Annotated in this window: 22 protein-coding genes; 10 read left to right on the top strand and 12 right to left on the bottom strand. The window is 63.0% G+C overall.

What is annotated here, in order from left to right; genetic code table 11:
* Nucleotides 1–1,383, top strand: a complete 1,383-nt coding sequence (locus tag BBX50_RS09310; protein WP_065775032.1) for an ATP-binding protein — start codon at nucleotides 1–3, stop codon at nucleotides 1,381–1,383.
* Between the two features lie 56 nt (nucleotides 1,384–1,439).
* Nucleotides 1,440–1,943, top strand: coding sequence for a tetratricopeptide repeat protein (locus BBX50_RS09305; protein WP_065775031.1), 504 nt, complete (start codon nucleotides 1,440–1,442; stop codon nucleotides 1,941–1,943).
* Nucleotides 1,944–1,951: 8 nt separating this feature from the next.
* Here BBX50_RS09305 and BBX50_RS09300 read toward each other — a convergent pair whose 3' ends face one another.
* The 5 genes from BBX50_RS09300 to BBX50_RS09280 all read right to left on the bottom strand — a co-directional run bounded on the left by BBX50_RS09300 (nucleotide 1,952) and on the right by BBX50_RS09280 (nucleotide 5,081).
* Nucleotides 1,952–2,515 carry a protein-tyrosine phosphatase family protein gene (locus BBX50_RS09300; protein WP_065775030.1) on the bottom strand — a complete coding sequence of 188 codons (564 nt, stop codon included), beginning with the start codon at nucleotides 2,513–2,515 and terminating at the stop codon, nucleotides 1,952–1,954.
* Between the two features lie 5 nt (nucleotides 2,516–2,520).
* Nucleotides 2,521–2,862 carry a tRNA-binding protein gene (locus BBX50_RS09295; protein WP_065775029.1) on the bottom strand — a complete coding sequence of 114 codons (342 nt, stop codon included), beginning with the start codon at nucleotides 2,860–2,862 and terminating at the stop codon, nucleotides 2,521–2,523.
* A 188-nt stretch (nucleotides 2,863–3,050) separates the two neighbouring features.
* The gene (gene proC, locus BBX50_RS09290; RefSeq protein ID WP_065775028.1) at nucleotides 3,051–3,869 is read right to left on the bottom strand and encodes a pyrroline-5-carboxylate reductase; all 819 of its coding nucleotides are present in this window, start codon (nucleotides 3,867–3,869) and stop codon (nucleotides 3,051–3,053) included.
* Nucleotides 3,870–3,871: 2 nt separating this feature from the next.
* Nucleotides 3,872–4,372, bottom strand: coding sequence for a YbjN domain-containing protein (locus BBX50_RS09285; protein ID WP_043618087.1), 501 nt, complete (start codon nucleotides 4,370–4,372; stop codon nucleotides 3,872–3,874).
* 448 nt (nucleotides 4,373–4,820) lie between these two features.
* Entirely contained in the window at nucleotides 4,821–5,081 is a 261-nt protein-coding gene (locus tag BBX50_RS09280) for an accessory factor UbiK family protein (RefSeq protein ID WP_065775422.1), read from the bottom strand.
* 203 nt (nucleotides 5,082–5,284) lie between these two features.
* On the opposite strand from BBX50_RS09280, the gene lgt reads away from it, so the two are divergent.
* Together lgt and BBX50_RS09270 are read left to right on the top strand one after the other, a co-directional pair.
* The gene (gene lgt / locus BBX50_RS09275) at nucleotides 5,285–6,124 is read left to right on the top strand and encodes a prolipoprotein diacylglyceryl transferase (protein ID WP_065775421.1); all 840 of its coding nucleotides are present in this window, start codon (nucleotides 5,285–5,287) and stop codon (nucleotides 6,122–6,124) included.
* A gap of 56 nt (nucleotides 6,125–6,180) precedes the next feature.
* Nucleotides 6,181–7,284 (top strand): class I SAM-dependent methyltransferase, encoded by a 1,104-nt coding sequence (locus tag BBX50_RS09270; RefSeq protein WP_065775027.1) that lies wholly within the window; start codon nucleotides 6,181–6,183, stop codon nucleotides 7,282–7,284.
* 132 nt (nucleotides 7,285–7,416) lie between these two features.
* Here BBX50_RS09270 and BBX50_RS09265 read toward each other — a convergent pair whose 3' ends face one another.
* The 3 genes from BBX50_RS09265 to BBX50_RS09255 all read right to left on the bottom strand — a co-directional run bounded on the left by BBX50_RS09265 (nucleotide 7,417) and on the right by BBX50_RS09255 (nucleotide 11,143).
* Nucleotides 7,417–9,162, bottom strand: coding sequence for a TRAP transporter large permease subunit (locus BBX50_RS09265; RefSeq protein WP_065775026.1), 1,746 nt, complete (start codon nucleotides 9,160–9,162; stop codon nucleotides 7,417–7,419).
* Entirely contained in the window at nucleotides 9,159–9,827 is a 669-nt protein-coding gene (locus BBX50_RS09260) for a TRAP transporter small permease subunit (protein ID WP_065775025.1), read from the bottom strand. The genes BBX50_RS09265 and BBX50_RS09260 overlap by 4 nt, the downstream gene beginning before the upstream one ends.
* 173 nt (nucleotides 9,828–10,000) lie before the next feature.
* Nucleotides 10,001–11,143: a TRAP transporter substrate-binding protein gene (locus BBX50_RS09255; RefSeq protein WP_065775024.1), complete on the bottom strand. Its 1,143-nt coding sequence runs from the start codon at nucleotides 11,141–11,143 to the stop codon at nucleotides 10,001–10,003.
* Between the two features lie 335 nt (nucleotides 11,144–11,478).
* On the opposite strand from BBX50_RS09255, the gene pgeF reads away from it, so the two are divergent.
* From pgeF to BBX50_RS09235, 4 genes are all read left to right on the top strand, one after another.
* Nucleotides 11,479–12,273: a peptidoglycan editing factor PgeF gene (pgeF, locus tag BBX50_RS09250; RefSeq protein ID WP_065775420.1), complete on the top strand. Its 795-nt coding sequence runs from the start codon at nucleotides 11,479–11,481 to the stop codon at nucleotides 12,271–12,273.
* A gap of 1 nt (nucleotide 12,274) precedes the next feature.
* Entirely contained in the window at nucleotides 12,275–13,426 is a 1,152-nt protein-coding gene (locus BBX50_RS09245) for a Xaa-Pro peptidase family protein (protein WP_065775023.1), read from the top strand.
* An 86-nt stretch (nucleotides 13,427–13,512) separates the two neighbouring features.
* Complete coding sequence (locus BBX50_RS09240) at nucleotides 13,513–14,322, top strand: hypothetical protein (protein WP_065775022.1); 810 nt, start codon at nucleotides 13,513–13,515, stop codon at nucleotides 14,320–14,322.
* A 207-nt stretch (nucleotides 14,323–14,529) separates the two neighbouring features.
* Entirely contained in the window at nucleotides 14,530–15,462 is a 933-nt protein-coding gene (locus BBX50_RS09235; protein ID WP_065775021.1) for a ribose-phosphate pyrophosphokinase, read from the top strand.
* Nucleotides 15,463–15,534: 72 nt separating this feature from the next.
* Here BBX50_RS09235 and BBX50_RS09230 read toward each other — a convergent pair whose 3' ends face one another.
* Nucleotides 15,535–16,563, bottom strand: a complete 1,029-nt coding sequence (locus BBX50_RS09230) for an aldo/keto reductase (protein ID WP_065775020.1) — start codon at nucleotides 16,561–16,563, stop codon at nucleotides 15,535–15,537.
* 115 nt (nucleotides 16,564–16,678) lie between these two features.
* Here BBX50_RS09230 and BBX50_RS09225 point away from each other — a divergent pair, with 115 nt between their 5' ends.
* Nucleotides 16,679–17,584: a LysR family transcriptional regulator gene (locus tag BBX50_RS09225; protein WP_065775019.1), complete on the top strand. Its 906-nt coding sequence runs from the start codon at nucleotides 16,679–16,681 to the stop codon at nucleotides 17,582–17,584.
* Nucleotides 17,585–17,586: 2 nt separating this feature from the next.
* On the opposite strand, the gene BBX50_RS09220 is transcribed toward BBX50_RS09225, so the two are convergent.
* The 3 genes from BBX50_RS09220 to BBX50_RS09210 form a co-directional block, all read right to left on the bottom strand.
* Complete coding sequence (locus tag BBX50_RS09220) at nucleotides 17,587–17,985, bottom strand: DUF779 domain-containing protein (protein ID WP_065775018.1); 399 nt, start codon at nucleotides 17,983–17,985, stop codon at nucleotides 17,587–17,589.
* Between the two features lie 162 nt (nucleotides 17,986–18,147).
* Nucleotides 18,148–19,656, bottom strand: coding sequence for an aldehyde dehydrogenase (adh, locus tag BBX50_RS09215; RefSeq protein ID WP_065775017.1), 1,509 nt, complete (start codon nucleotides 19,654–19,656; stop codon nucleotides 18,148–18,150).
* Between the two features lie 460 nt (nucleotides 19,657–20,116).
* Nucleotides 20,117–21,073 (bottom strand): helix-turn-helix domain-containing protein, encoded by a 957-nt coding sequence (locus BBX50_RS09210; RefSeq protein WP_065775016.1) that lies wholly within the window; start codon nucleotides 21,071–21,073, stop codon nucleotides 20,117–20,119.
* A 248-nt stretch (nucleotides 21,074–21,321) separates the two neighbouring features.
* Here BBX50_RS09210 and BBX50_RS09205 point away from each other — a divergent pair, with 248 nt between their 5' ends.
* Nucleotides 21,322–22,503 carry a benzoate/H(+) symporter BenE family transporter gene (locus BBX50_RS09205; RefSeq protein WP_065775015.1) on the top strand — a complete coding sequence of 394 codons (1,182 nt, stop codon included), beginning with the start codon at nucleotides 21,322–21,324 and terminating at the stop codon, nucleotides 22,501–22,503.
* Nucleotides 22,504–22,609: the final 106 nt, after the last annotated feature.

The raw sequence follows: 22,609 nt of genomic DNA, 5'->3' as shown, positions 1-22,609 counted from the left end.
ATGGCAAGCTTTGACGGCACAGAGCGCGGGGCAACCGGCTCGAGCGAAAACGCCTGGAGGCGCTTCACCCGCTGGCTGCGCCGCCGCCTGCCCATGGGCCTTTATGCCCGCTCGCTGCTCATCGTCATCATTCCCATGGTGCTCCTGCAGTCGGTGGTCGCCTTCATCTTCATGGAGCGCCACTGGCAATTGGTGACGCAGCGCCTTTCGGCGGCGGTGACGGGCGACATCGCCGCGATCGTCGACCTGATCGACACCTTCCCCGCCGACCGGGACATCGCCGAGATCATTCGCATTGCCCGTGATCAGCTCGATCTCAACATTTCGGTGGATCCGCCCGGCGAACTGCCACCGCCGCGCCCAAGCCCCTTCTTGGAAATTCTCGACCAGATCCTTGGCGAAGAGATCTCCAATCAGGTCCGCCGCCCCTTCTGGATCGATACCGTCGGCAATTCGAAGCTCGTCGAAATCCGCATCAAGCTTGACGACGGACGCATCCTTCGGGTCTACGCCCGGCGCAATCAGGCCTATGCGTCGAACACCCACATCTTCCTCGTCTGGATGGTTGCGGCGTCGCTGGTGCTGCTGACGATCGCCATCCTGTTCCTGCGCGGCCAGATCCGGCCGATCCTGGCGTTGACCAAGGCGGCCGAAAGCTTCGGCAAGGGCCAGAAGATCGACGACTTCGCGCCACGCGGCGCCGACGAGATCCGCCGTGCCGGTCTCGCCTTCATCCTGATGCGAGAGCGGATCGAACGCCAGATCGAACAACGTACCGCGATGCTCACCGGCGTCAGCCATGATCTCAGGACCATCCTTACCCGCTTCAAGCTTCAGCTGGCACTTGCCGGCAACAACCCGGATCTCGAAGGCCTCAACCAGGACGTCGAGGATATGCAGAATATGCTCGAAGGCTACATCGCCTTTGCCCGCGGCGAGGCGGAAGAAGATGTCGGCCACCTCAAGCTCAGCGACCTGATGGTTCGGCTGGCGGCGGAGGCCGAGCTTCTCGGCAAGTCCCTGACGACCTCCGTCGAGGGCGAGGACGAGGTTCGGGTCCGGCCGAACGCCTTTACCCGTCTGGTCGCCAATCTCGCCTCGAACGCTTATCGCTACGCCAGCACCGTCAACATCGACGCCCGCCACAGCGCCAAGTGGATCACCATCACCATCGACGACGACGGCCCGGGCATCCCCGAACGATCCCGCGAAGACGTGTTCAAGCCGTTCTTCCGGCTCGATGAGGCGCGCAACCTTGACAGCTCGGGCACCGGTCTTGGCCTTGCCATCGCCCGCGACATTGCCCGCAGCCACGGCGGCAATGTGACCCTTGGCGACAGCCCGCTCGGCGGGCTGAGAGCGACGGTTCGCGTTCCGGCTTGACGTCCACCTGCTGACGGGGCACTGCTCGCCCGGAAGACGGACCGAGGGAGTGGGCGATGTCAGGCGCTTTCGACTGGAGTGATTGGGAACGGCGGCTTGCCGAACTTTGGGCGGTCTTCGACACGGTCGACCCCGAAACCTTCATTGTCCGCATCGATACGCTTGCGGCCGAGCTTCCGGCAGGCCACGCCATCGGCCTGTTCGAAAGGGCGTCGGCACAGGACTCGACCGGCCACGAGGCGGGGGCCGAGCAGCTTTACCGGCAGGCTCTGGAGGGCGGTCTTGCGGGCATTCGCCGGCGGCGCGCCACCATCCAGCTCGCCAGCACCCTGCGCAATCTTGGCCGTGTTGACGAGGGCATTGCCCTGCTTACGGCCGAGCGGGCCAAACCGTCGGACGAGCTCGACGACGCGGTCAGCGCCTTCCTTGCCCTGTGCCTGGTCGATGCCGGTCGCGCCGGGGAGGCAGCCGGTCTCGCGCTCGGCAGCCTGTCGCGGCACCTCCCCCGCTACAACCGTTCGCTCAAACGCTATGCCGACAGCCTGTTGCCCGACGCGTGAGCGCTAAACTAACGCTGATAGATCGAGGTAAGGCCGCGCCGTTCGTTGAAGCGATGCCAGGCGTCGATGCGGCGCGGGTGGCGGGCGCGCATCACGTCGAGCGGCGTGAGCAGCCGACCCTCGCGGCCGAGGGCGGCGTCGAGGATCTCGATGATCCGACGGTTCGGCCAGGGCTTGCGCGTGATCGTCAGCAGCGCCCGAAAGGCATCCTCCTCGCGACCGGCGCCAAGCTGATGGGCGATCAGTCCATAGGCAAAGGCCGTGGAGCGGCTGACGCCGGCGTGGCAATGTACGAGGATGCGGCTCGACGAATTCTCCGCCGCCGGGCGCATCGCCTCGAACACCTCGAGCACCAGATCCGGGAAATGCCGGGTGGCGTTGAGGTTTTCCTGGTCGCGCATGCGCACGACCCGATGATCGGCACCGGCGATAACAGGGACATTGGCATCCGGCAGCTCCGGGTCGAGCAGCGAAAGCACGTGACTTGCGCGCCAGTCGCGCGCGGCATCGGCGGCGCGCCAAAGGCAGGAAACCTTGACGCGCTCGGGGATCACTTCGAAAGCAATGTTCATTGGGGTCACATCAATTTCTTGCCGTTGGGGATCGGCCGTTCGGTGGCAGCCAGCACGATCGCGCCGGCCTCGTCTTCAAAGCCCAGCGTCAGCACCTCGGAGCGGACAGGGCCGATCTGACGCGGCGGGAAATTGACCACGCCCAGAACCTGCCGCCCGACGAGTTCCTCCGGACGATAGTGAACCGTGATTTGGGCTGATGACTTTTTTATGCCGATCTCCGGGCCGAAATCGATCTTCAACTTGAAGGCCGGCTTGCGCGCTTCCGGAAAGGGCTCGGCCTCGACGATCGTGCCGACGCGAATGTCTACGCGCTCGAAATCAGCAAATTCAATAGTTTCAGCCATCATTATTCCCTTGATCAAAAGCTCTTCGCCGACGATGGCTTAAAGCATCGGGCGAGATTCCGGAAGGTTCGGCCCGCACCTCGGGAGCAATCCCTCCCGTAGCGCCCGGTGATCCCCGACCCCTGAAATGGATCGGCCCCACGACGATGCCGCGGGGCCGCAATGTACATTTGGCTGGCGCGTGCGTTTCAGCCGGCCAGCTCTTCCGCCCGCTTGCGCGCCGCGGCAATCGCCTTGTCGAAAAGCGGCTGCATACCGTCGTCAGCCATCAGCACCGAGAGTGCTGCGGCGGTCGTGCCGCCGGGCGAGGTCACGTTCTGGCGCAGCCGCGCCGCCTCGTCGGGGGACTGGTGCAACAGTTCGCCGGCCCCCGCGACGGTTTCCCGCGCAAGCCGCATGGCGAGGTCCGCCTCGAGGCCAGCCTTGCGACCCGCCTCCGCCATGCACTCGACGAGGTAGAAGACATAGGCCGGGCCACTGCCCGAGACGGCTGTTACGGCATCGATCTCGGCCTCGGTCCTGACCCATTCGACCGGGCCGCTGACCTTCAGCAGGTCGTGGACCTGGCTGCGCTGCGCTGCGCTGACGCGGGCATTGGCAAATGCACCGGTAACACCACGGCCAATCATCGCCGGCGTGTTCGGCATGGCGCGAACCGTGGCGGCAGCACCCAGATGCGTTTCGATGAAAGCGAGTGTTTTGCCGGCGGCGACCGACACGATGACCGTGTTGGCACCGACGAGCGATTTCAGCGGCGGCAGTACCGTGCCCATCACCTGCGGCTTGACCGCAAGGAAGATCACGCCCGCCTGGACGCCGGATGGCGCCGACGTCGCATGGGTGACACCGCTGTCTGAAATCAGCTGCGCCATGGCTGGCGGCGGACCGGGATCGACGACGAGCACGTCGGCGCCCTTGACGCCGCTTTTCAGCCAGCCGGAAAGCATGGCGCCGCCCATGTTACCGGCGCCGACGAGGACGATGGGACCGGAAGCGGCAGTTGCCATGATCAAGCCTCTCCAACCGTTTCGAACAGGACCGCATCGACCGCGCGCTGCGCGTCCATGCCGGACCAGACGACGAATTGAAACGCCTGATAATAGGATTCGCAAGCGTCAAGTGCGCTTGAAAGCAGCACCTCGACCTGCTGGTTGGTGGGCTCGGCGCCGCCGGCAAGCAGCAGCGACTGGCGGAAGATCACGACCTCCTCCTGGCGCCACAGGTCGAAGTGGCCCATCAGCACCTGCCCATTGATATGGGAGAGCAGGCGGATGACTTCGTTTACCCGGCTTTCCGGCACCTTGATGTCGAAGGCACAGGCAAGGTGCAGCGCCTCGAATTCCTCCATCCAGGAGAAGGAAACGTGGTAGTCCGCCCACTTGCCTTCGACCGTCATGGCGATTTCGTCTTCGCCGGATCGCTCGAACGACCAGTCGTTATTTGCAGCCACGAACTCGATCATATCGACCGGGTTGGATTGGCGCTCGACTTCCATTTCCAAAAGGCTCATGCATCACCCTGCATAGGTGTGGAGCAGGCATGCGTCATCACGCTCACACGACGCAACGCTGCAAACCCAACACCGATTACGAACACACTATGATTGCTGAACTCACATCCATCCTGGCTGACTTACCCTGCCCGGAGCTTACGTGGTTCGTTTCGAATCATCATTTAAAATCAGTGTATAATGGCGGAGTCAGGCTGCCAGCCCCTCGGCCCGAAAATAGCCGTGAACAATCGCGCCTACGTTGTCATCCAAATGCAGCGGCTGAGCTTAACTGACTCTGCCATAAGGGTTTTTTGGCAGTGTCCACAGGTGGAAAACTTTTCACGTTTTATTAACCTGCCTTAACGCCCTCTCGAACGGCAACGGATAGGCGGCAGCAAAACGCCCGCGAAATCGATCCGCGGGCGCAGCAAAAACGCTGAAATGCCGTTATTTCGAGGGAATCGCGTTACTTGCCAGTATCAACGAGGCGCGCTTCCAGGGCCTCGATACGGGCGAGAAGCGCATCGTTTTCCTCGCGCGCCTTGATGGCCATTTCCTTGACCATTTCGAACTCTTCGCGCTTGACCACGTCGAGCGAATTCAGCGTGCGTTCGGCCTGCGCACGGAAGGCGGTTTCTACCTCACGGCGCACGCCCTGGGCAGCGCCCGCGGCGTCGGTCATCAGCTTGGCAAAGTCATCCAGAATGCGGTTGGCGCCTGTGCTCATCGTCGCGATCTCCATTTCAGCCATCGCCTCGCCTTGCGATGCGGTCATGGATTTCAGGTAGGGTCAGCGGCGGGCGGATGCAAGGGAAATCACGTCCCGTCATCACGTCCCTGTGTCCGGAGTGCGTGCTGCTGCCCTTGACCGGGCGGAAATCGCTCGCCATGTTCCGCCGAAACAACCGGCCCGGCACGAGAAAAATCAAATTGGAAACTCTAGCGACCCGCCTCGCCATCCTCCCCTTCCCCGAAATCGATCCTGTCATCTTCCAGATCGGACCGCTTGCCGTTCACTGGTATGGGCTCGCCTATGTCGCGGGCATCCTGATTGGCTGGTTCTACGCGCGCCGCCTCGCAATGAACGCCGCGCTCTGGCGCGACAACGCAGCAGCGATCACGCTCCAGCAGCTCGATGACTTCCTGCTCTGGGCGGCCGGCGGCATCGTGCTCGGCGGCCGCATCGGCTACATCCTCTTCTACGACCTTGCCTCGGTCATCGCCAACCCGATCCGGGCGCTGGAAATCTGGAACGGCGGCATGTCCTTCCACGGCGGCTTCCTCGGCACCACGCTTGCGATGATCCTGTTTGCCCGCAAGAACAAGATCGCGCTGTGGAGCCTGTTCGATATCGTCGCCGCTGTGGTGCCGATCGGCCTGTTTTTCGGTCGCATCGCCAACTTCATCAACGGTGAGCTCTGGGGACGGCTGTCGTCGATGCCCTGGGCAATTGTCTTTCCGACCGGCGGACCCTTTGCGCGCCACCCGAGCCAGCTCTACGAAGCCGCGCTCGAAGGTCTCGTGCTGCTTGGCGTGCTTGCCTGGTTCATCTACCGCCGCCAGGCCCTGAAATATCCGGGACTCGTCACCGGCATCTTCGTGCTTGGCTATGCGCTGAGCCGCATTTTCGTCGAATTCTTCCGCGAACCGGACGCGCAGATCGGCTATCTTGCCGGTGGTTGGCTGACGATGGGCATGTTGCTCTCGCTGCCGATGGCACTCGCCGGCATCTGGGCGATTGCCAGGGCGCGCAGCACAGCCGCCGCTTGATGTGCGAGACAAACGGGCGCGGCCTTGCGGTCGCGTCCCGCTAACTGGACGAACGCATGACCACACCACTTGCCGACAAGATCAAGACGCTGATCAAGGCTCACGGCCCGATCAGTGTCACTGACTATTTTTCGCTCTGCCTCGCGGACCCGGAGTACGGCTACTACCGGGTTCACGAGCCCTTTGGCAAAGAGGGCGATTTCACGACCGCGCCGGAAATCAGCCAGCTCTTCGGCGAGATGATCGGCGTCTTCCTCGTCCACGCCTGGCAGCAGCATGGCAAGCCCGAAGGCGCCGTGATCGCCGAAATCGGCCCCGGTCGCGGCACGATGATGTCAGACATGCTGCGCGTCGTGCGCCGTCTCGCGCCCGACCTCTACGCCTCGGCAAGCATACACCTCGTCGAAACCAGCGACCGCCTGCGCAAGATCCAGTCCGAAACGCTTGCCGCCCACGGCAACAAGGTTGACTGGCACGCGAGCTTCGAGACGTTGCCGGAAGGTTTCCTGCTGCTCGCCGCCAACGAACTGTTCGACGCCATCCCGATCCGCCAGTTCGTGCGCACGTCGCAAGGTTTTCGCGAGCGCATGGTCGGTCTTGATGCCGACGACGAATTGACCTTTGCCGCCGGTGTTGCCGGCATCGATCCGGACCTCCTGCCGGCGCCGGCGCAGGGCGTGGCCGAAGGCACGATCTTCGAAATTGCCCCTGCCCGCGATGCGGTCATGTCGGCCCTTTGCGAGCGACTGAAGGTCAGCGGCGGCACCGCCGTCATCATCGATTACGGTCATCTCGCCACCAGCTACGGCGACACGCTGCAGGCTGTGCGCGATCACGAATATGATCCGCCGCTCGCCAATCCGGGCCGAGCCGACCTGACCAGCCACGTCGACTTCGAACAGCTCGCCCGCCGCGCCAAGACCGACGATGTGCAGATCAACGGCCTCGCTCACCAGGGCGATTTCCTGGTCGGCCTCGGTCTTCTGGAACGCGCTGCCGCCCTCGGCCGCGACAAGGATGCGCTGACGCAGGAAGGCATCCGCCAGGATGTCGAAAGGCTCGCCGGCGCCGGCGCCGGAAAGATGGGGGAACTGTTCAAGGTTCTGGCCGTCAGCAGCCCTCCGGTTACGCTTTCCCCTTTCCGCAAGCCAAAGGCCTGATCGCACACTGCATGTCTCCTTTAATCGCACCCGATTTAAGGACAAAAACATGCAGTGATTCAAAGCGCTACGGCGGCCTTCGCGCGTCTGATAAAACCGCGCGGCGCTGTAGCCCAGCTGCAGGGCCATTCTTCAGTTGCCATAGAGATAGTTCGGGAGCCAGAGGGTTATCCCGGGCCAGATATACATGATGACCATGCAGAGCACGACGATCAGCATATAGGGCGTCATGCCGGCGAAGATCTGGTTGATCGTCACATGCGGCGGCGAAACCCCCTTCAGGTAGAAGGCGGACATAGCGACCGGCGGCGACAGGAATGCCGCCTGCAGGTTGACGAAGACGAGAACGCCCCAGAGCATGGGATCGATGTCGAAGTGCTTTAGCAGCGGCAGAAAGATCGGCACGAAGATGATGATGATCTCGGTCCATTCCAGCGGCCAGCCGAGCAGGAAGATGATCGCCTGCGACAGGATCATGAACTGCACGGGCGTCAGATCGAGCGAGAGCACCCATTGCTCGATCAGCGCCTGGCCGCCCAGTATGGCGAAGACGGCGGAAAACAAGGCTGAGCCCACGAAGAGCCAGCACACCATGGCCGTGGTCTTCGCCGTCAGAAACACAGCTTCCTTTGTACGCTTCCAATTGAGCGTGCGGGCCTGGAACGCGAGCAGGAAAGCCCCGGCTGCGCCGACAGCGGCCGACTCGGTCGCGGTGGTGATCCCGAACAGGATAACGCCGAGCACGATGATGGTGAGGATGCCGAGCGGCATGACGGAGGAGACGAGAAGCTTCACCACCTGTAGCCGCTCCGCCCCCATGTTGCGGTAGTAGCGGGCAAGGACCACCGCGGCGATTGCGGCAATCAGCCAGAATGACACGTAAAAGCTTGTCGTCGGCCCGTCGATCGCGGCCGGTCCGGCATCCGCCGCCGGCGCGCCGAGCTGTTCCAACCCCTCCGGGGCCTCCGCTTCTGCCGATGCCTGCGGGTGGATGACGACATACCACCATACGAGCGCCATGGCGCAAGCCGTCAGCGCGAGCGGAACCAAGGCGGCGCAGAAGTTCTTGACGATCGCCCAATAGGTGAGAGGCCCCTCCTCGGTCTCAAGAGCCAGCGCCCTTGCCGGCGAGACCAATGCGCGGGAAAGCCCGGCCAGCATATTGGGCGAGTAGGACGCTTGCAGGCCACGCATCCACGCCTTGACGGGCACCTTCGTCTGTTCCGCCGGCAAGGGGGGAGCGATCTTCGGACTGACGAGCGCCCAGCCGAGAATATAGGCGAGGTAGAGAAGTGCCAGGAAAAACCCGGGGAACATCGCGGCGGCATAGAGTTTCACCACGGATTGTCCCGCCACTGCCGCATAGACGATGATCATCACCGACGGTGGGATCAGGATGCCGAGCGTGCCGCCCGCCGTGATCACACCGGCAGCAAGCTTCACGTCGTAGCCGGCGCGCAACATCGGATTGAACGCAATCACCCCCATCAGCACGACCACCGCACCGACGAGGCCGCTGGCGATGCCCCAGAAGGTGCAGACGATGAGAGTCGCCACGGCAAGCGACGCAGGCACCCGCTTGAAAGCGAGCTGGATGCTATAGAACATCTTGTCGACCAGCGCCCCTCGCTCCATCACGTAGCCCATGAGCACGAACAACGGGATCGAGATCAGAACGTCATTGGTCATCGCCCCATAGGTACGTTGTACCATCAGGTCGAAGACGCGATTGTCGATCCAGTGCTCGGCCGGATTGTAGAAGGCGTAGAACCCGAAAAGCATGCCGAGCCCCATCAGCGTAAACGCCGTCGGAAACCCCATCATGATGACCACCACGATGAGCATCAGCATCATCAGTCCGAGGAGTGGATCGCTCACGTTTCGCCGTCTCCCCCCATTCCCCGCTGCCGCGCCGCCCGGTCGATCTCCTGCGCACGCTCGATCGCCGCCTCGCGTGTTTCCGTGTCCACATGCTCGCTGTGTTCGAGCTGTTCGGCGACGACGTCGAGCTCTTCCACATCCTTCAGTCGACTTGGCCATTCGCCCGTCCGCAGGCAAGTGATGCAGCGTGTGATCTCGGCCAGCCCCTGAAGCAGGACAAGACCGCCTGCGACCGGGATGACCGTCTTGAAATAGTAGATGGGCGGCCCCTCGGCCGTCACGGTCGAATGTTCGCCGATCCGCCAGGAAAGCGCGGCATAATCGTAGCCGGCGTAAACGAGCGCAGTGACGCCCGGCAGGAAGAAGAGAACATAGAGGACCAGATCGAGGGCGGCCTGCGTGCGTGGTCGCATGGAACTGTAGAGGAAGTCACCGCGCACATGGGCATTCTGCGCCAGGGCATAGGCGCCGGCGAGCATGAACAGTGTGCCGTAGAACATGTTGCTGGCGTCGAATATCCAGGCCGTCGGCATGTTCAGGATATAGCGTTTGACGACCTCAACGCAGATCATCGTCATCAGCCCGATGATCAGCCAGGCTGCGGCCTTGCCAATCCACACGCTGATCGCATCGACCCTGAGCAGAATATGCTGGACGTTCACGCGTGCCCCCGGCTGCAAGAGGGGCGCTACAGCAGCCTGGCTTTGAAATACGCACAGATTTCGCTGTAACGCTTTGATTTTTCAGTAATGTGACCCTTCACCTGCTTCCGATGTGTGAAACGAGATGAGGCCATCGTCTGCATGCATCGCATTTGATTGACGCGAGGTGACCGTCAGAGATCCTTCGCTACGCCCTCCTGTCCGAAGTAGTGGTCGAACACCAGCCGTCGACTGACGACGGTGTCCTGTTCCCAGCGCGTGGCCCGCTCGGCAAAAGCGAGCTGGGACTGAAGCACCTCCTTGAACAGCGGGTTTTCCGCTGCCTTCTTCTTCACCACCTCGTCGTAGACCTCCAGCTGCTTCTTGAGGATTGTCTCCGGGGTCTTGTAGAACTTGACCTTGTCGGTGGTTTGCATCTCCCGGTAGTCCGTCGAATAGCGATCGATCGCCTTCCAGGCCATATCCTGAGATGCCGCCTCGACGGCGTTGCTGATGATCGCCTTCATCTGATCAGGCAGACCGTCGTATTTCGGTTTGTTGAACATCACTTCGAACTGCTCGCCATTCTGATGGTAGCTCTGCAGCATGCAGATCTTGGATACATCCGGGAAACCGAGCACCCGGTCGGACGAGGCGTTGTTGAACTCAGCCGCATCGAGCAGGCCGCGATCGAGCGCCGCAACGATTTCGCCGCCCGGCAGCGCATTGACCGCCGCGCCGAGCCCGGTGAACACATCGATCGAGATGCCCACCGTACGAAACTTCAAGCCCTCAAGGTCCTCGGGTTTTGCGACCGGCTTCTTGAACCAGCCGAGCGGCTGCGTCGGCATCGGCCCATAGGGGAACGAGACCACGTTGGCGCCAATGGATTCATAGAGTTTTGCGAGCAACTCCTTGCCGCCACCGTATTTGTGCCAGGCGAGCAGCATGTTGGCATCCATGGCGAACCCGGGCCCGGAGCCCCACAATGCCAGCGCCGCCTGCTTGCCGTAATGGTAGACGAGGACACCATGGCCGCCGTCGAGCGTTCCCTGCGAAACGGCGTCCAGCAGCCCAAAGGCCGGCACGACGGCGCCGGCAGGCAACACTTCTATCTTCAGATCGCCACCGGTCATATCATTGACCTTCTTGGCGAAATCGAGCGCGAATTCGTGAAAGATGTCCTTGGAGGGCCAGGTGCTTTGCCAGCGCATGTTGATCGGCCCCTGCGCCTTGACAACGCTCGGTGCAGCGACCATTGCAACCCCGGCCATTGCCGCACCGCCCAGGAATTTGCGGCGCGATGTCCTCCCTTCGATCTCGGTTCTTCGCTTCATCTGCTCCTCCCGAAAGCACAGGCATTTCCTATTATATTAGACAATACTCCCATACGGCGCCCCACGCAAAGATTGCAGATAAGGAGCCATACCGACCTCTTGTTTTCCGCTGTTCGTCGTGCGGATGCGGGCCCTGAAGGAAGGCGCTGTCGTCAATGCTTATCGGCGATGACCACCCTTCGAGATCGCAGGCCGTCGGCACCCCTGCCGTTCGGGAATTGACAGCCCCGCCATCGCGGGTCAACATCGCGCCGGCAAATCAACCGCCAGTCGCCGGGCCGGAACGCGCCCTCAAACCCATTGATTTTATTCAGAAAGAAAAGGCGAATATACCAATGCAGCATGATGCCGCGCTTTCCCCCGTGCAAAGCTCGCTCTTTAGCGAGAAGGTCGGGCCGGCGATCGCTCATGGCTATTTCACGCGGCAGGGCGGCGTGTCCGAAGGGCTCTATCGCGGCCTCAACGTCGGCCTTGGCTCCCAGGATGATCGCACCCGCGTCAACGAGAATCGCGCCCGCGTCGCCCGCTGGTTCGGCGCACCGCTGGAGCGACTGGCGACGGTGCATCAGGTCCACTCCCCCGACGCCATCGCGGTTGACGAAACCTATGACGGCGCCCGCCCTGAGGCCGACGCGCTGGTGACGGCAACACCCGGTATCGTGCTCGGTGTGCTCTCGGCCGATTGCGGCCCCATCCTCTTTGCCGACGCCGAAGCCAAGGTCATCGGCGCAGCACATGCCGGCTGGAAAGGCGCACTCGGCGGCGTGCTTGAAAGCACGATCGACGCGATGGTCTCGCTTGGCGCCAGGCGCGAGCGCATCGTCGCCTGCCTCGGCCCGTCGATCGGCCGGAGCAACTATGAGGTCGGCGCCGAATTCGTCGAGCGTTTCGTCGCGGCCAACGACAGTTATCAATCCTATTTCAGCCCGTCGACACGCGACGGCCATGCGATGTTCGACCTGCCGGGCCTCACGGTCCGGCGGTTGACCGAGGCCGGCGTTACCGCCGAAAACCTCGACATCTGCACCTATGCGGACGAGGAACGATTCTTCTCCTATCGCCGCACGACCCACAGGCAGGAGCCGGACTACGGCAGACAGATTTCCGCCATTTGCATACGGGGAACCTGACATGGCACTTCATTTCGCCCAGGAAGAATATGCAGGCCGCCTTGAGCGGCTGACGGAGAAGATGCGCGAGGAGAAGCTGGACGCGGTGCTGCTCTTCGCTCAGGAGAGCATGTACTGGCTGACGGGTTATGACACCTTCGGCTATTGCTTCTTCCAGACCTTGGTCGTGAAGAAAGACGGCTCGATGGTGCTTCTGACGCGCTCGGCCGATCTGCGCCAGGCGCGCCACACCTCCAACATCGAGCGCATCGAGGTCTGGGTGGATCGGGCCAATGCCGATCCGACCATGGACCTCAAGAACCTCTTGAGCGAACTGGACCTGCTCGGCTGCCGCATCGGCGTCGAATACGACACGCACGGCTTGACCGGCCGCAACGCGCGGCTGCTTGATCGCCAGCTTCAGACGTTCGGCGAACTGATCGACGCCTCGCTGCTGGTGAGCCGCCTGCGCCTGATCAAGAGCGAAGCCGAAATCGCCTATGTCGAGAAGGCGGCTGGCCTTGCCGACGACGCGCTCGATGCCGCGCTGCCGCTGATCCGTCCCGGCGGCAACGAGGCCGAAATCCTTGCGGCGATGCAGGGCGCGATCCTCTCGGGCGGCGGCGACTACCCGGCCAACGAATTCATCATCGGTTCCGGCGCCGATGCGCTGCTGTGCCGCTACAAGGCCGGGCGCCGTGTGCTCGACGCCCAGGACCAGCTGACCCTCGAATGGGCCGGCGTCAGCGCCCACTACCACGCCGCGATGATGCGCACCGTCATCATCGGCGAGCCGACCAACCGTCACTGCGAGCTCTACAGCGCCTGCCGCGAGACAATCCAGGCAATCGAGATGGTGCTGCGTCCCGGCAATACCTTCGGCACCGTCTTCGACGTGCATGCGAAGATCATGGACGAGCGCGGCCTTGCCCGCCATCGGCTGAACGCCTGCGGCTATTCGCTCGGCGCCCGCTTCTCGCCCTCCTGGATGGAGCATCAGATGTTCCACCTCGGCAATCCGCAGGAGATCGAGCCGAACATGTCGCTGTTCGTGCACATGATCATCATGGATTCCGACAGCGGTGCCGCCATGACCCTCGGCCAGACCTACCTCACCACATCAGACACGCCGCGTGCGCTGTCGCGTTATGGCCTCGACTTCATCTCCGCTTAGGGAAATCCGCCTAGACTGCTCGTGAACTGGCAGACGACAGGAGACTTTTCAGGAAAACTGCCGCGAGGAAAACGGACGGTTTGAACATGCGAAAACGCACCATGCCTATCGTTGGCCTCGGCCTCCTCGTGGCCGTGGCCGGCTGCAACAGCACCGAGATGCTGACGCCACAGGTCGACGTCGGCGCGGGAACCTTTCGCTCGCCGCCCGTGACGCAAGCCGATCTCGACGCCATGTCGGCCCAGACGGACGTCGCCCCCGTGCAGCGCGAGCCCGTCACCCAGGCGACGGCCTACTCTCCTCAGCCGGCCGCTTCGAACACACCGACGGCCTACGCCACCGGCGACGCGACCTACACCGATCCAGCCGGCTCGTTCGAAGCGCAGGCAAGTCGGCTTGCCGCCGGCGCGGCTCCGGTCCAGAACACGATTGAGAGCCACCCGACGCCGGTACAGCAGACGGCGGCCGCAGCCGAAGAGATCCAAAGTCAGCCGACCGTCGCCGCCTTGCCGAAAGCAAGTGCCGTTGCCAGTGGCACGATTCGCTTCCTGCCGATTATCGGCGCACCCGTTCAGGCGGTCACGCCACTCTCCAAGCAGCTCGGAGCCGACGCGCGCGCCCGCGGCCTGACGATCAAGGGTTCGGCGGATGCCAGCAGCGAACATATTCTCAAAGGCTATTTCTCAGCGCTGAAGGACGGCGACAAGACGACCGTCGTTTATGTCTGGGACGTGCTCGACGGTGGCGGCAACCGCCTGCACCGCATCCAGGGGCAGGACTCCGTTCCCGGCGGCGGCGCCGACTTGTGGAGCGCGGTGCCGGCAACAACCATGCAGGGAATCGCAACGAAAACCATCGACGCCTACCTCGAATGGCGGCAATCTCAGGCCGGTTGACACAAAGTTTTTAGGATATTGGCCTTCGCGGCGCAGCATTCCCCTTGCATTCAAGTTCAGTCTCGCTAAAAAGCGGCCGATCAGCTCTGAACGGCGGCCATCCGCAAAGAATGTCCGCGATTGGAATGGCTCTCGGAATCTGCGCGGAACACACCGCCCCGGAAAAAGCACCGGACGGTGACCGCGCCAGCTCAAGGCGGTCCGTCAATGAAGGTTTTCGCAGGTAATTCGAACCGGCTGCTGGCCGAAGCGATCTGCAACTATCTCAATCTGCCTCTCGGCAAAGCGACGGTACGCCGCTTCGCCGATCAGGAAATCTTCGTCGAGATCGGCGAAAACGTGCGCGGCGAGGATGTGTTCATCATCCAGTCGACCTCCTTCCCCACCAACGATCACCTGATGGAACTGCTCATCATGATCGACGCGGTGCGCCGCTCCTCCGCCCGCCGCATCACCGCCGTGCTTCCCTATTTCGGCTATGCCCGCCAGGACCGCAAACCCGGTCCGCGCACGCCGATCTCCGCCAAGCTCGTCGCCAACCTGATCACCGAAGCCGGCGCCGACCGCGTGCTGACGCTCGATCTTCACGCCGGGCAGATCCAGGGCTTCTTCGACATCCCGACCGATAACCTCTACGCGATCCCGATCCTCGCCCGCGACGTCAAGGAAAACTATGACCTGAAGAACGTCATGGTCGTTTCGCCCGACGTCGGCGGCGTGGTTCGCGCCCGTGCGCTCGCCAAGCGCCTCGACTGTCTGCTGGCGATCGTCGACAAGCGCCGCGACCGTCCGGGTGAATCCGAGGTCATGAACGTCATCGGTGATGTCAAGGGCAAGGACTGCCTGTTGATCGACGACATCGTCGATTCGGGTGGCACGCTCTGCAACGCGGCCGAAGCCCTGCTGAAGAACGGCGCGACCAGTGTCACCGCCTATATCACCCACGGCGTTCTCTCCGGCGGCGCGGTTGCCCGCGTCACCTCGTCGATGCTGAAGGAACTGGTCATCACCGACTCGATCCAGCCGACCACGGCCGTCCAGTCGGCCCACAACATCCGGGTGATCACGACCGCCGGCCTGCTCGGCGAAGCCATCAGCCGCACCAGCCAGGAAGAGTCGGTCTCGAGCCTTTTCGACTGATTTCGTTTTCAATTCGACAGTCATAAAAACGCCGGCGCCAACGCGTCGGCGTTTTTCGTTGCGGGAATGGCGCTACTTTCCGAGCGCCTGCGCCACCGGCTGATCGACGAGATTGTCGATGAACCAGTTGGGATAGACAGGCACCGGCACCGTTTCAGCATCGAGCGCCGCGATTTCAGCCTGCGTCAGAACAAGATCGGCCGCACCGAGATTGTCTTTCAACTGGTGCGGCTTGGAAGCGCCGAGCAATACGCTCGTCACCGCTTGTCTCGAAAGCAGCCAGGCGATCGCCACCTGCGCCACGCTCGCCCCATGGTTTTCGGCGATCACCCGCATGCGCTCCACCAGCTTGAATCCCTGTTCCTTGTCGAAGGGCAGGATGTCGAAACCGGAATAGCGGTTGGCCGGATCGCCGAGATTGTCGCGGGTGTACTTGCCCGAGAGAAAGCCGGAGGCCAGCGGGCTCCAGACCGTCAGCCCCAGCCCATAGCGTTGCATCATTGGGATGACGTCACGCTCGACATCACGGCCAAGCAGCGAATAGTGCATCTGGCCATGGCTGAAGGATGCCAGCCCGTTGGCCTTCTGGATTTCGAGGGCTGCCGCCACCTTCCAGGCCGACCAGTTCGAAAAGCCGATGTAGCGCACCTTGCCGGCGCGCACGACCGCATCGAGCGCGACAAGCGTTTCCTCGAGCGGCGTATGCGGGTCCTCCTTGTGAACGATGTAGGCATCGATCCAGTCTGTGCCGAGACGCTTCAGGCTCTGGTCGACCGACCAGAGGATATGGCGGCGCGAAAGGCCCGACTGTGTCAGCGGCCCACCGGTGCGAAAGCCGACCTTGGTGGCGATCACCACATCGTCGCGGCGAGCCTTGAGCGCCTCGCCGAGGATCCGTTCCGATTGCCCGGACGCATAGGCATCGGCCGTATCGAAAAAATTGATGCCGGCATCGAGCGCCTGGCCTACGAGGGCATCCGCTGCTTCGGCATCGGTCTTGTAGATGGCACCGATGCTGCGGTCGCCGGCGGTAAATGTCATCGCCCCGAAGGCAAGCCGCGAGACCACCAGACCGGTGCTTCCAAGCGTCGTGTATTGCATGTCGCTCTCCTTCCTCAGAGACAGAATTGTCTTGCGGCGAACATGCCAAAGCTGATTATGACGAAAAATAGCCGCTATCTTCAAAGCTTCCGAAGAGAACCTTCATAATAGGCCGATGGCACACGATCCATTCGACGGGCTGAGGGAATTCCTGGCGGTTGCCGAGAGCAGCAGCTTCACGGCCGCAGCAGCCGGGCTCGGCATCACGCCGAACGCCGTCAGTCAGACGATCAAGACGCTCGAAGCCCGTCTCGGCCTCCAGCTCTTCGTCCGCACCACCCGGCGCGTCGCGCTGACCGAGGCCGGCAGCGCCTTCCTGAAGCGCGTACGACCTGCGGCGGCGGAGATCACCGAGGCCTATGAGCTGCTCGGTGATTTTCGCGATCGGCCGATGGGCAATCTGCGGCTGACCGTGCCGCGCATGGCGATCCCGCTCGTGCTGACGCCGCTCTTGCCGCGCTTCCATCAGGCCTATCCCGATGTCTCCGTGGAAGTGTCGATCGACGATGCCGCCGTCGACATTACCGAGCGCGGTTTCGATGCCGGCATTCGCATCGGCGAAGCGGTCGAGAAAGACATGATCGCGGTCCGGCTGACGCCCGATATCAGCTGGACCGTGGTCGGTTCTCCCGCTTACTTCGTGAAACGGGGACGACCGACGACGCCTGAGGAGCTCACGCGCCACGAGGCCATCCGCTATCGCTATCCGGCATCAGGCGCGATCTACCGCTGGGAGTTCGAGCGGGACGGACGCGATTTCTCAGTCGACGTTCCGGGTGGGCTTACCGTCAACGACTTCCAGATGCTCGTGGAAATGGCGGAGGCCGGTGTCGGGCTCGCCTATCTGCCCGATCTCTCTGTGCGCGACGCGGTCTCAGCCGGGCGCCTTGAACGGGTGCTCGAGGCCTTCCTGCCAGCGTCACCGGGGCTCTTTCTCTACTTCCCGGCCAAAGCCCAGACCCAGCCGAAATTGCGCGCCTTTCTCGATCTGGCGGCCAAGATCGGGCGCGAGCGGAACTAGGCTCAGCGCCCGCGAAAGACCACGGCGCACGCCTCGCCGCCGCCAAAGAGCCGCGAGCGCGTCAGGAACCGTTTCTCGCGGCCATTGTCGAGCGAGAACATGCCGCCCCTGCCCGGCACCACATCGATGATCAGCTGGGTGTGCCTCCACACCGCGAACTGGCTGGCGCTGATATAGACCGGCACGCCGCCGATCTCGCCGAGCTTCACGTCATTGTCGCCGACGATGTAGTCGTCCGCCGGGTAGCACATCGGCGACGAGCCGTCGCAGCAGCCACCGGACTGGTGAAACAGGATATCCGGATGGTCGCGGCGGATTTCGGCGATGAAATCCAGCGCCGCATCCGTTGCCAGCACGCGTGGTTCGTTGGTCCCGGTCGTTGTTGTCGGTTCGGAAGACATCCGCAAACCTCTGCGTTCGTGCGCACAGTAAACAGTAAATGGCATTGGCTGGCTGAGGCGCGGATGGAGAGCACGCCTCAGCCAGCAGTCGAACGGACGGAAAGGCGGAGAATGCCTTTCCTCCCGCTCCCTTCCCCGGCGACCGGGAAAAGCAAATCCCGGTCAGAAGAAGCCAAGCGCCTTCGGGCTGTAGCTCACCAGCATGTTCTTGGTCTGCTGGTAGTGGTCGAGCATCATCTTGTGGGTCTCGCGGCCGATGCCGGACTGCTTGTAGCCGCCGAAGGCTGCGTGCGCCGGATAGGCGTGGTAGCAATTCGTCCACACGCGCCCGGCCTGGATCTCACGACCGAAGCGGTAGCAACGGTTGGCGTCGCGGCTCCAGACCCCGGCGCCGAGGCCGTAGAGCGTGTCATTGGCAATCTCCAGCGCCTCGGCTTCCGTCTTGAAGGTGGTAACCGAAACGACCGGCCCGAAGATCTCCTCCTGGAACACGCGCATCTTGTTGTGCCCGCGGAAAACCGTCGGCTTGACGTAGTAGCCCTCGGCCAACTCGCCTTCGAGCACGTTGCGGCCGCCGCCGGTCAGCACTTCGGCACCCTCCTGCCTGCCGATATCGATATAGGAGAGGATCTTTTCGAGCTGTTCGCTGGACGCCTGCGCCCCGATCATCGTGGCGCTGTCGAGCGGATTGCCCTGGCGGATCGCCTCGACGCGCTTCAGCGCCCGCTCCATGAAGCGATCACAGATGCTCTCCTGCACCAGCGCGCGGCTCGGGCAGGTGCAGACCTCGCCCTGGTTCAGCGCGAACATGGCAAAGCCTTCGAGCGCCTTGTCGAAGTAGTCGTCGTCCTCCGAGAGCACGTCGGCAAAGAAGATGTTCGGCGACTTGCCGCCGAGCTCCAGCGTTACCGGGATCAGGTTCTGGCTGGCATATTGCATGATCAGCCGGCCGGTCGTCGTTTCGCCGGTAAAGGCGATCTTGGCGATGCGCGGGCTGGTGGCGAGCGGCTTGCCGGCTTCAAGGCCAAAGCCGTTGACGATGTTGAGCACGCCCGCCGGCAGCAGGTCGCCGACGACATCTGCCCAGACGAGGATCGAGGCGGGCGTCTGCTCGGCCGGTTTCAAGACGACGCAATTGCCGGCGGCAAGTGCGGGCGCCAGCTTCCAGGCGGCCATCAGGATCGGGAAGTTCCAGGGGATGATCTGGCCGACAACGCCGAGCGGCTCGTGGAAGTGATAGGCGACCGTGTCATGGTCGATCTCGCCGATCGAGCCTTCCTGGGCGCGAATGCAGGCGGCGAAATAGCGGAAATGGTCCATGGCGAGCGGAATGTCGGCCGCCATCGTTTCGCGGATCGGCTTGCCGTTGTCGAAGGTTTCGGCCCGCGCCAAGAGTTCGAGATTGTCCTCCATGCGGCCGGCGATCTTCATCAGGATGTTGGAGCGCTCGGCAGCCGATGTCCGGCCCCATTTCTCACGCGCGGCATGAGCGGCGTCAAGCGCCAACTCGATATCGGCGGCATCCGAGCGCGCCACCTGGCACAGCACGCCGCCGGTCACCGGCGTCGTATTGTCGAAATAGCGGCCGGCCACTGGCTCGCGCCATTCGCCGCCGATGAAGTTGCCGTATTTCTGCTTGAACGGGCTTTCGACGATCTTCTGATGCAGCATGGTCAATTCCTCCCTGAAAACCAGCAACGGGGCTGTGGGAGGAAGAGTGAGGTTGAACCTGCGTCTTCGATAGTGAGGCGCGTTCGACCATGAGGTGATCTGTTTCAATATTGAGACAGCTTGGCGCCGGTCATCGTGCTGCGGCGCAACAATCGAGGGGCGCAGGTGTCAGCGTCCGCCCCTCATCCCCCTGCCGGGACCTTGTAACTTTCCTTTGTCCGCGGTTGGCCATGTAATGCCGGTTGCGGTGGTGGATGGGAGACCGAGAGACCTTGGGGCGCGCGAGCCCGTGGGAGAGCTTGGGTCGCCATCCACCGTTCTCACGGGGAGAAGGAGGCAAGCCGCACGCTCCGAGCCCCCAAGACCCTTGACCAACGCAAGCACGAAGACCGCTATAGACCACGTCCCTTCTCCCCGCCTGCGGGGAGAAGGTTGGGATGAGGGGCATCTGCGGTGATGATCAGTTGACCGAAAGCCGCTTCATCTTGCGGTAAAGCGTGGCGCGGCTGATGCCGAGCAATTCGGCGGCCATCGAGACGTTGCCGTTGGCGCGGGAAAGGACGCGACGAAGTGCGGCGCGTTCCGCATCGGGAAGCTCGCCGGCGGCGCCCGACGGATCCTCCCTCAGAAGATCGGAGGCCGGAACGCCCGCGGCAATCCGCTTGTCATCGAGATCAAGCCATTGCCGCGCAGCCCGCGTGGCGCCAAGCACGAGATCATCCCGATCGACGGCAAGCAGGGCCGGCCCGGCACGGTCGACCGGCACCAGCACGATGCGCGCGCCGGCGAAGGCGCGGCGGAAGAGGCCAGCCTCGATGCGGGACGCCGCATCGCGCACCGCCTGCGACAGGATCGACATGGTGATCTCGGAGGCATCGTCGCGGCAGGTGGAGATGTCGATGGCGGCAGCCAGCCGGCCACGATGATCGCGGATCGGTGCAGTGGCGCAACTCAAGCCTATATTGCTGCTGAGGAAATGCTGGTCGCGCTGGATGACGACGGCGCGTTCGTCGGCGATCGCCGTGCCGATACCGTTGGTGCCGACGCTCGCCTCGCTCCAGACCGTTGCCGACCATAGCCCGACGCCCCGAAAATCGGCATCGTCACCGACGGCTCCGCGCCGCTCAAGCGCCACGCCACTGGCATCCGTCAACAGCAGGCAACAGCCGGCCTTGCCGACGGTCGCGAACAATCGATCAAGTTCGATCCCGGCCTCGGCCACCAGTTCGCCAGAACGCTCGCGGGCGTTGAGGAATTCACTTTCGGACAGCCGAACCGGCGTACGCGCCTCCTCCGGGACAAGTCCATGCAGGGTCATGCAGCGGCGCCAGGAGGCGGCAACCGGCGAGCTCGCGGCGGCGGACGGCTGATGCGCAACCCTGTAGACGAGTTCCGAATGGTCCCTGACGGCAGGCATCGGCTTCCTCCCTGAAGCGTCGTCCGGCGATAGTCGATACGGCCGATCTCCCAAGCGGCCACATCCGAGCGGCGCCACTATAGCCGCCGTCTTGCGCGAAGGTCCAGCCAGACGAAGGTTCGAGGGCGATCACCCGTCAGCGAGTTTGATCGGTGCATCACGCGGCCGATATCGACAGCTTGGCCGAATGTGGTACGCCAAAGAGCACTATTGCCGCGACTCAAACCCACTATAGCCGGTTGCCCACCATGTTTCGTGACTTCTCGCTCCAGAGCCTCTTCATGGGTCTGTTGATCGCCTTCGTCGGCTTCGCCAGTTCCTTCGCCGTCGTGCTGCACGGCCTTGCCGGCGTCGGCGCCAGCGAAACGCAGGCGGCCTCCGGATTGATGGCGCTTTCAGTCTCCATGGGCGTCTGCGCGATCATCCTCAGCGCCGTCACACGGCTACCGATCAGCATCGCCTGGTCGACGCCGGGTGCCGCATTGCTCGCCAGTGCCGGCGTCGTTGAAGGCGGCTTCAACGCCGCGGTCGGCGCCTTCCTCGTTTGCGGCCTGCTGGTCGTCGTCGCCGGTCTCTGGAAGCCGCTCGGCCGGCTGGTCTCCTCCATTCCGGCACCCCTTGCCAATGCGATGCTCGCCGGCGTGTTGCTCAGCCTCTGCTTCGCGCCGGTCAAGGCGATCGCCTTCAATCCATTTTTCGGCTTGCCGATCCTGGTCGCCTGGGCCGTCGTCGGCAGCGTCAACAAGCTCTACGCGGTTCCCGCCGCCCTCCTCGCCTTCGTGCTCGTCATCGCCATTGGCGTCGAAATCCCTGAAGGCGCCTTCGCTGCGCTCTCTTCGGCGCTGCTGCCGACGGTCGAATTCGCACTCCCCCAGTTCAATGTCGCGGCAATGGTGAGTATCGCCCTGCCACTCTTCATCGTCACCATGGCGTCACAGAACATTCCCGGCATCGCGGTGCTGAAGGTCAACGATTATCACCCCGCCCCCGGCCCGCTGTTTGCCACGACCGGTCTCTTTTCCATGCTGAGCGCACCGTTCGGCGGCCACGCCGTCAATCTTGCCGCGATCACCGCCGCCATGTGCGCCGGCAGTGATTCCCATCCCGATCACAAAAGACGTTACTGGTCGGCGATCAACGCCGGCGCCTTCTACATCCTCTTCGGTCTGCTCGCCGGCGCCGTCACCACCTTCGTCAGCCTCGCGCCTTCCATCTTGATCGAGGCCGTGGCGGGTCTCGCCCTCGTGGGCGCCTTTGCCAGTTCGGCGGTTGCCGCTTTCACGGATGCCAAGACCCGCGAGGCTGCTGCCATCACCTTTCTGGTCACCGCCTCCGGTGTCAGCTTCGGCGGCGTCTCGGGCGCCTTCTGGGGTCTGATTGCCGGCGGGGTGATGCTGGCGTTAGCACGCTTCACAGGCAAAAGGGCCTGAATCTGCGGCAAAGCTTGCATTCGCGGGTGATCTCGTCTATGGAGCGCCCGTCCGCGTAGACACCCTTGGAGGCAACGCGGATGAAGTCCTTGCGGCTTCGGTTCTT

The organism is Ensifer sp. LC11 (assembly GCF_001695835.1).
Taxonomy (GTDB): domain Bacteria; phylum Pseudomonadota; class Alphaproteobacteria; order Rhizobiales; family Rhizobiaceae; genus Ensifer.
Note: the sequence above shows the minus strand (reverse complement) of the source record. Positions and strands in the feature narration are given on the sequence as shown.

Excerpts from the sequence above, each read along its gene's own strand:
- BBX50_RS09310 (WP_065775032.1), top strand. The coding sequence starts at position 1 with ATGGCAAGCTTTGACGGCACAGAGCGCGGGGCAACCGGCTCGAGCGAA.
- BBX50_RS09305 (WP_065775031.1), top strand. The coding sequence starts at position 1,440 with ATGTCAGGCGCTTTCGACTGGAGTGATTGGGAACGGCGGCTTGCCGAA.
- BBX50_RS09300 (WP_065775030.1), bottom strand. The coding sequence starts at position 2,515 with ATGAACATTGCTTTCGAAGTGATCCCCGAGCGCGTCAAGGTTTCCTGC.
- BBX50_RS09295 (WP_065775029.1), bottom strand. The coding sequence starts at position 2,862 with ATGGCTGAAACTATTGAATTTGCTGATTTCGAGCGCGTAGACATTCGC.
- proC (WP_065775028.1), bottom strand. The coding sequence starts at position 3,869 with ATGGCAACTGCCGCTTCCGGTCCCATCGTCCTCGTCGGCGCCGGTAAC.
- BBX50_RS09285 (WP_043618087.1), bottom strand. The coding sequence starts at position 4,372 with ATGAGCCTTTTGGAAATGGAAGTCGAGCGCCAATCCAACCCGGTCGAT.
- BBX50_RS09280 (WP_065775422.1), bottom strand. The coding sequence starts at position 5,081 with ATGAGCACAGGCGCCAACCGCATTCTGGATGACTTTGCCAAGCTGATG.
- BBX50_RS09270 (WP_065775027.1), top strand. The coding sequence starts at position 6,181 with ATGACCACACCACTTGCCGACAAGATCAAGACGCTGATCAAGGCTCAC.
- BBX50_RS09255 (WP_065775024.1), bottom strand. The coding sequence starts at position 11,143 with ATGAAGCGAAGAACCGAGATCGAAGGGAGGACATCGCGCCGCAAATTC.
- pgeF (WP_065775420.1), top strand. The coding sequence starts at position 11,479 with ATGCAGCATGATGCCGCGCTTTCCCCCGTGCAAAGCTCGCTCTTTAGC.
- BBX50_RS09245 (WP_065775023.1), top strand. The coding sequence starts at position 12,275 with ATGGCACTTCATTTCGCCCAGGAAGAATATGCAGGCCGCCTTGAGCGG.
- BBX50_RS09240 (WP_065775022.1), top strand. The coding sequence starts at position 13,513 with ATGCGAAAACGCACCATGCCTATCGTTGGCCTCGGCCTCCTCGTGGCC.
- BBX50_RS09235 (WP_065775021.1), top strand. The coding sequence starts at position 14,530 with ATGAAGGTTTTCGCAGGTAATTCGAACCGGCTGCTGGCCGAAGCGATC.
- BBX50_RS09230 (WP_065775020.1), bottom strand. The coding sequence starts at position 16,563 with ATGCAATACACGACGCTTGGAAGCACCGGTCTGGTGGTCTCGCGGCTT.
- BBX50_RS09225 (WP_065775019.1), top strand. The coding sequence starts at position 16,679 with ATGGCACACGATCCATTCGACGGGCTGAGGGAATTCCTGGCGGTTGCC.
- BBX50_RS09220 (WP_065775018.1), bottom strand. The coding sequence starts at position 17,985 with ATGTCTTCCGAACCGACAACAACGACCGGGACCAACGAACCACGCGTG.
- adh (WP_065775017.1), bottom strand. The coding sequence starts at position 19,656 with ATGCTGCATCAGAAGATCGTCGAAAGCCCGTTCAAGCAGAAATACGGC.
- BBX50_RS09210 (WP_065775016.1), bottom strand. The coding sequence starts at position 21,073 with ATGCCTGCCGTCAGGGACCATTCGGAACTCGTCTACAGGGTTGCGCAT.
- BBX50_RS09205 (WP_065775015.1), top strand. The coding sequence starts at position 21,322 with ATGTTTCGTGACTTCTCGCTCCAGAGCCTCTTCATGGGTCTGTTGATC.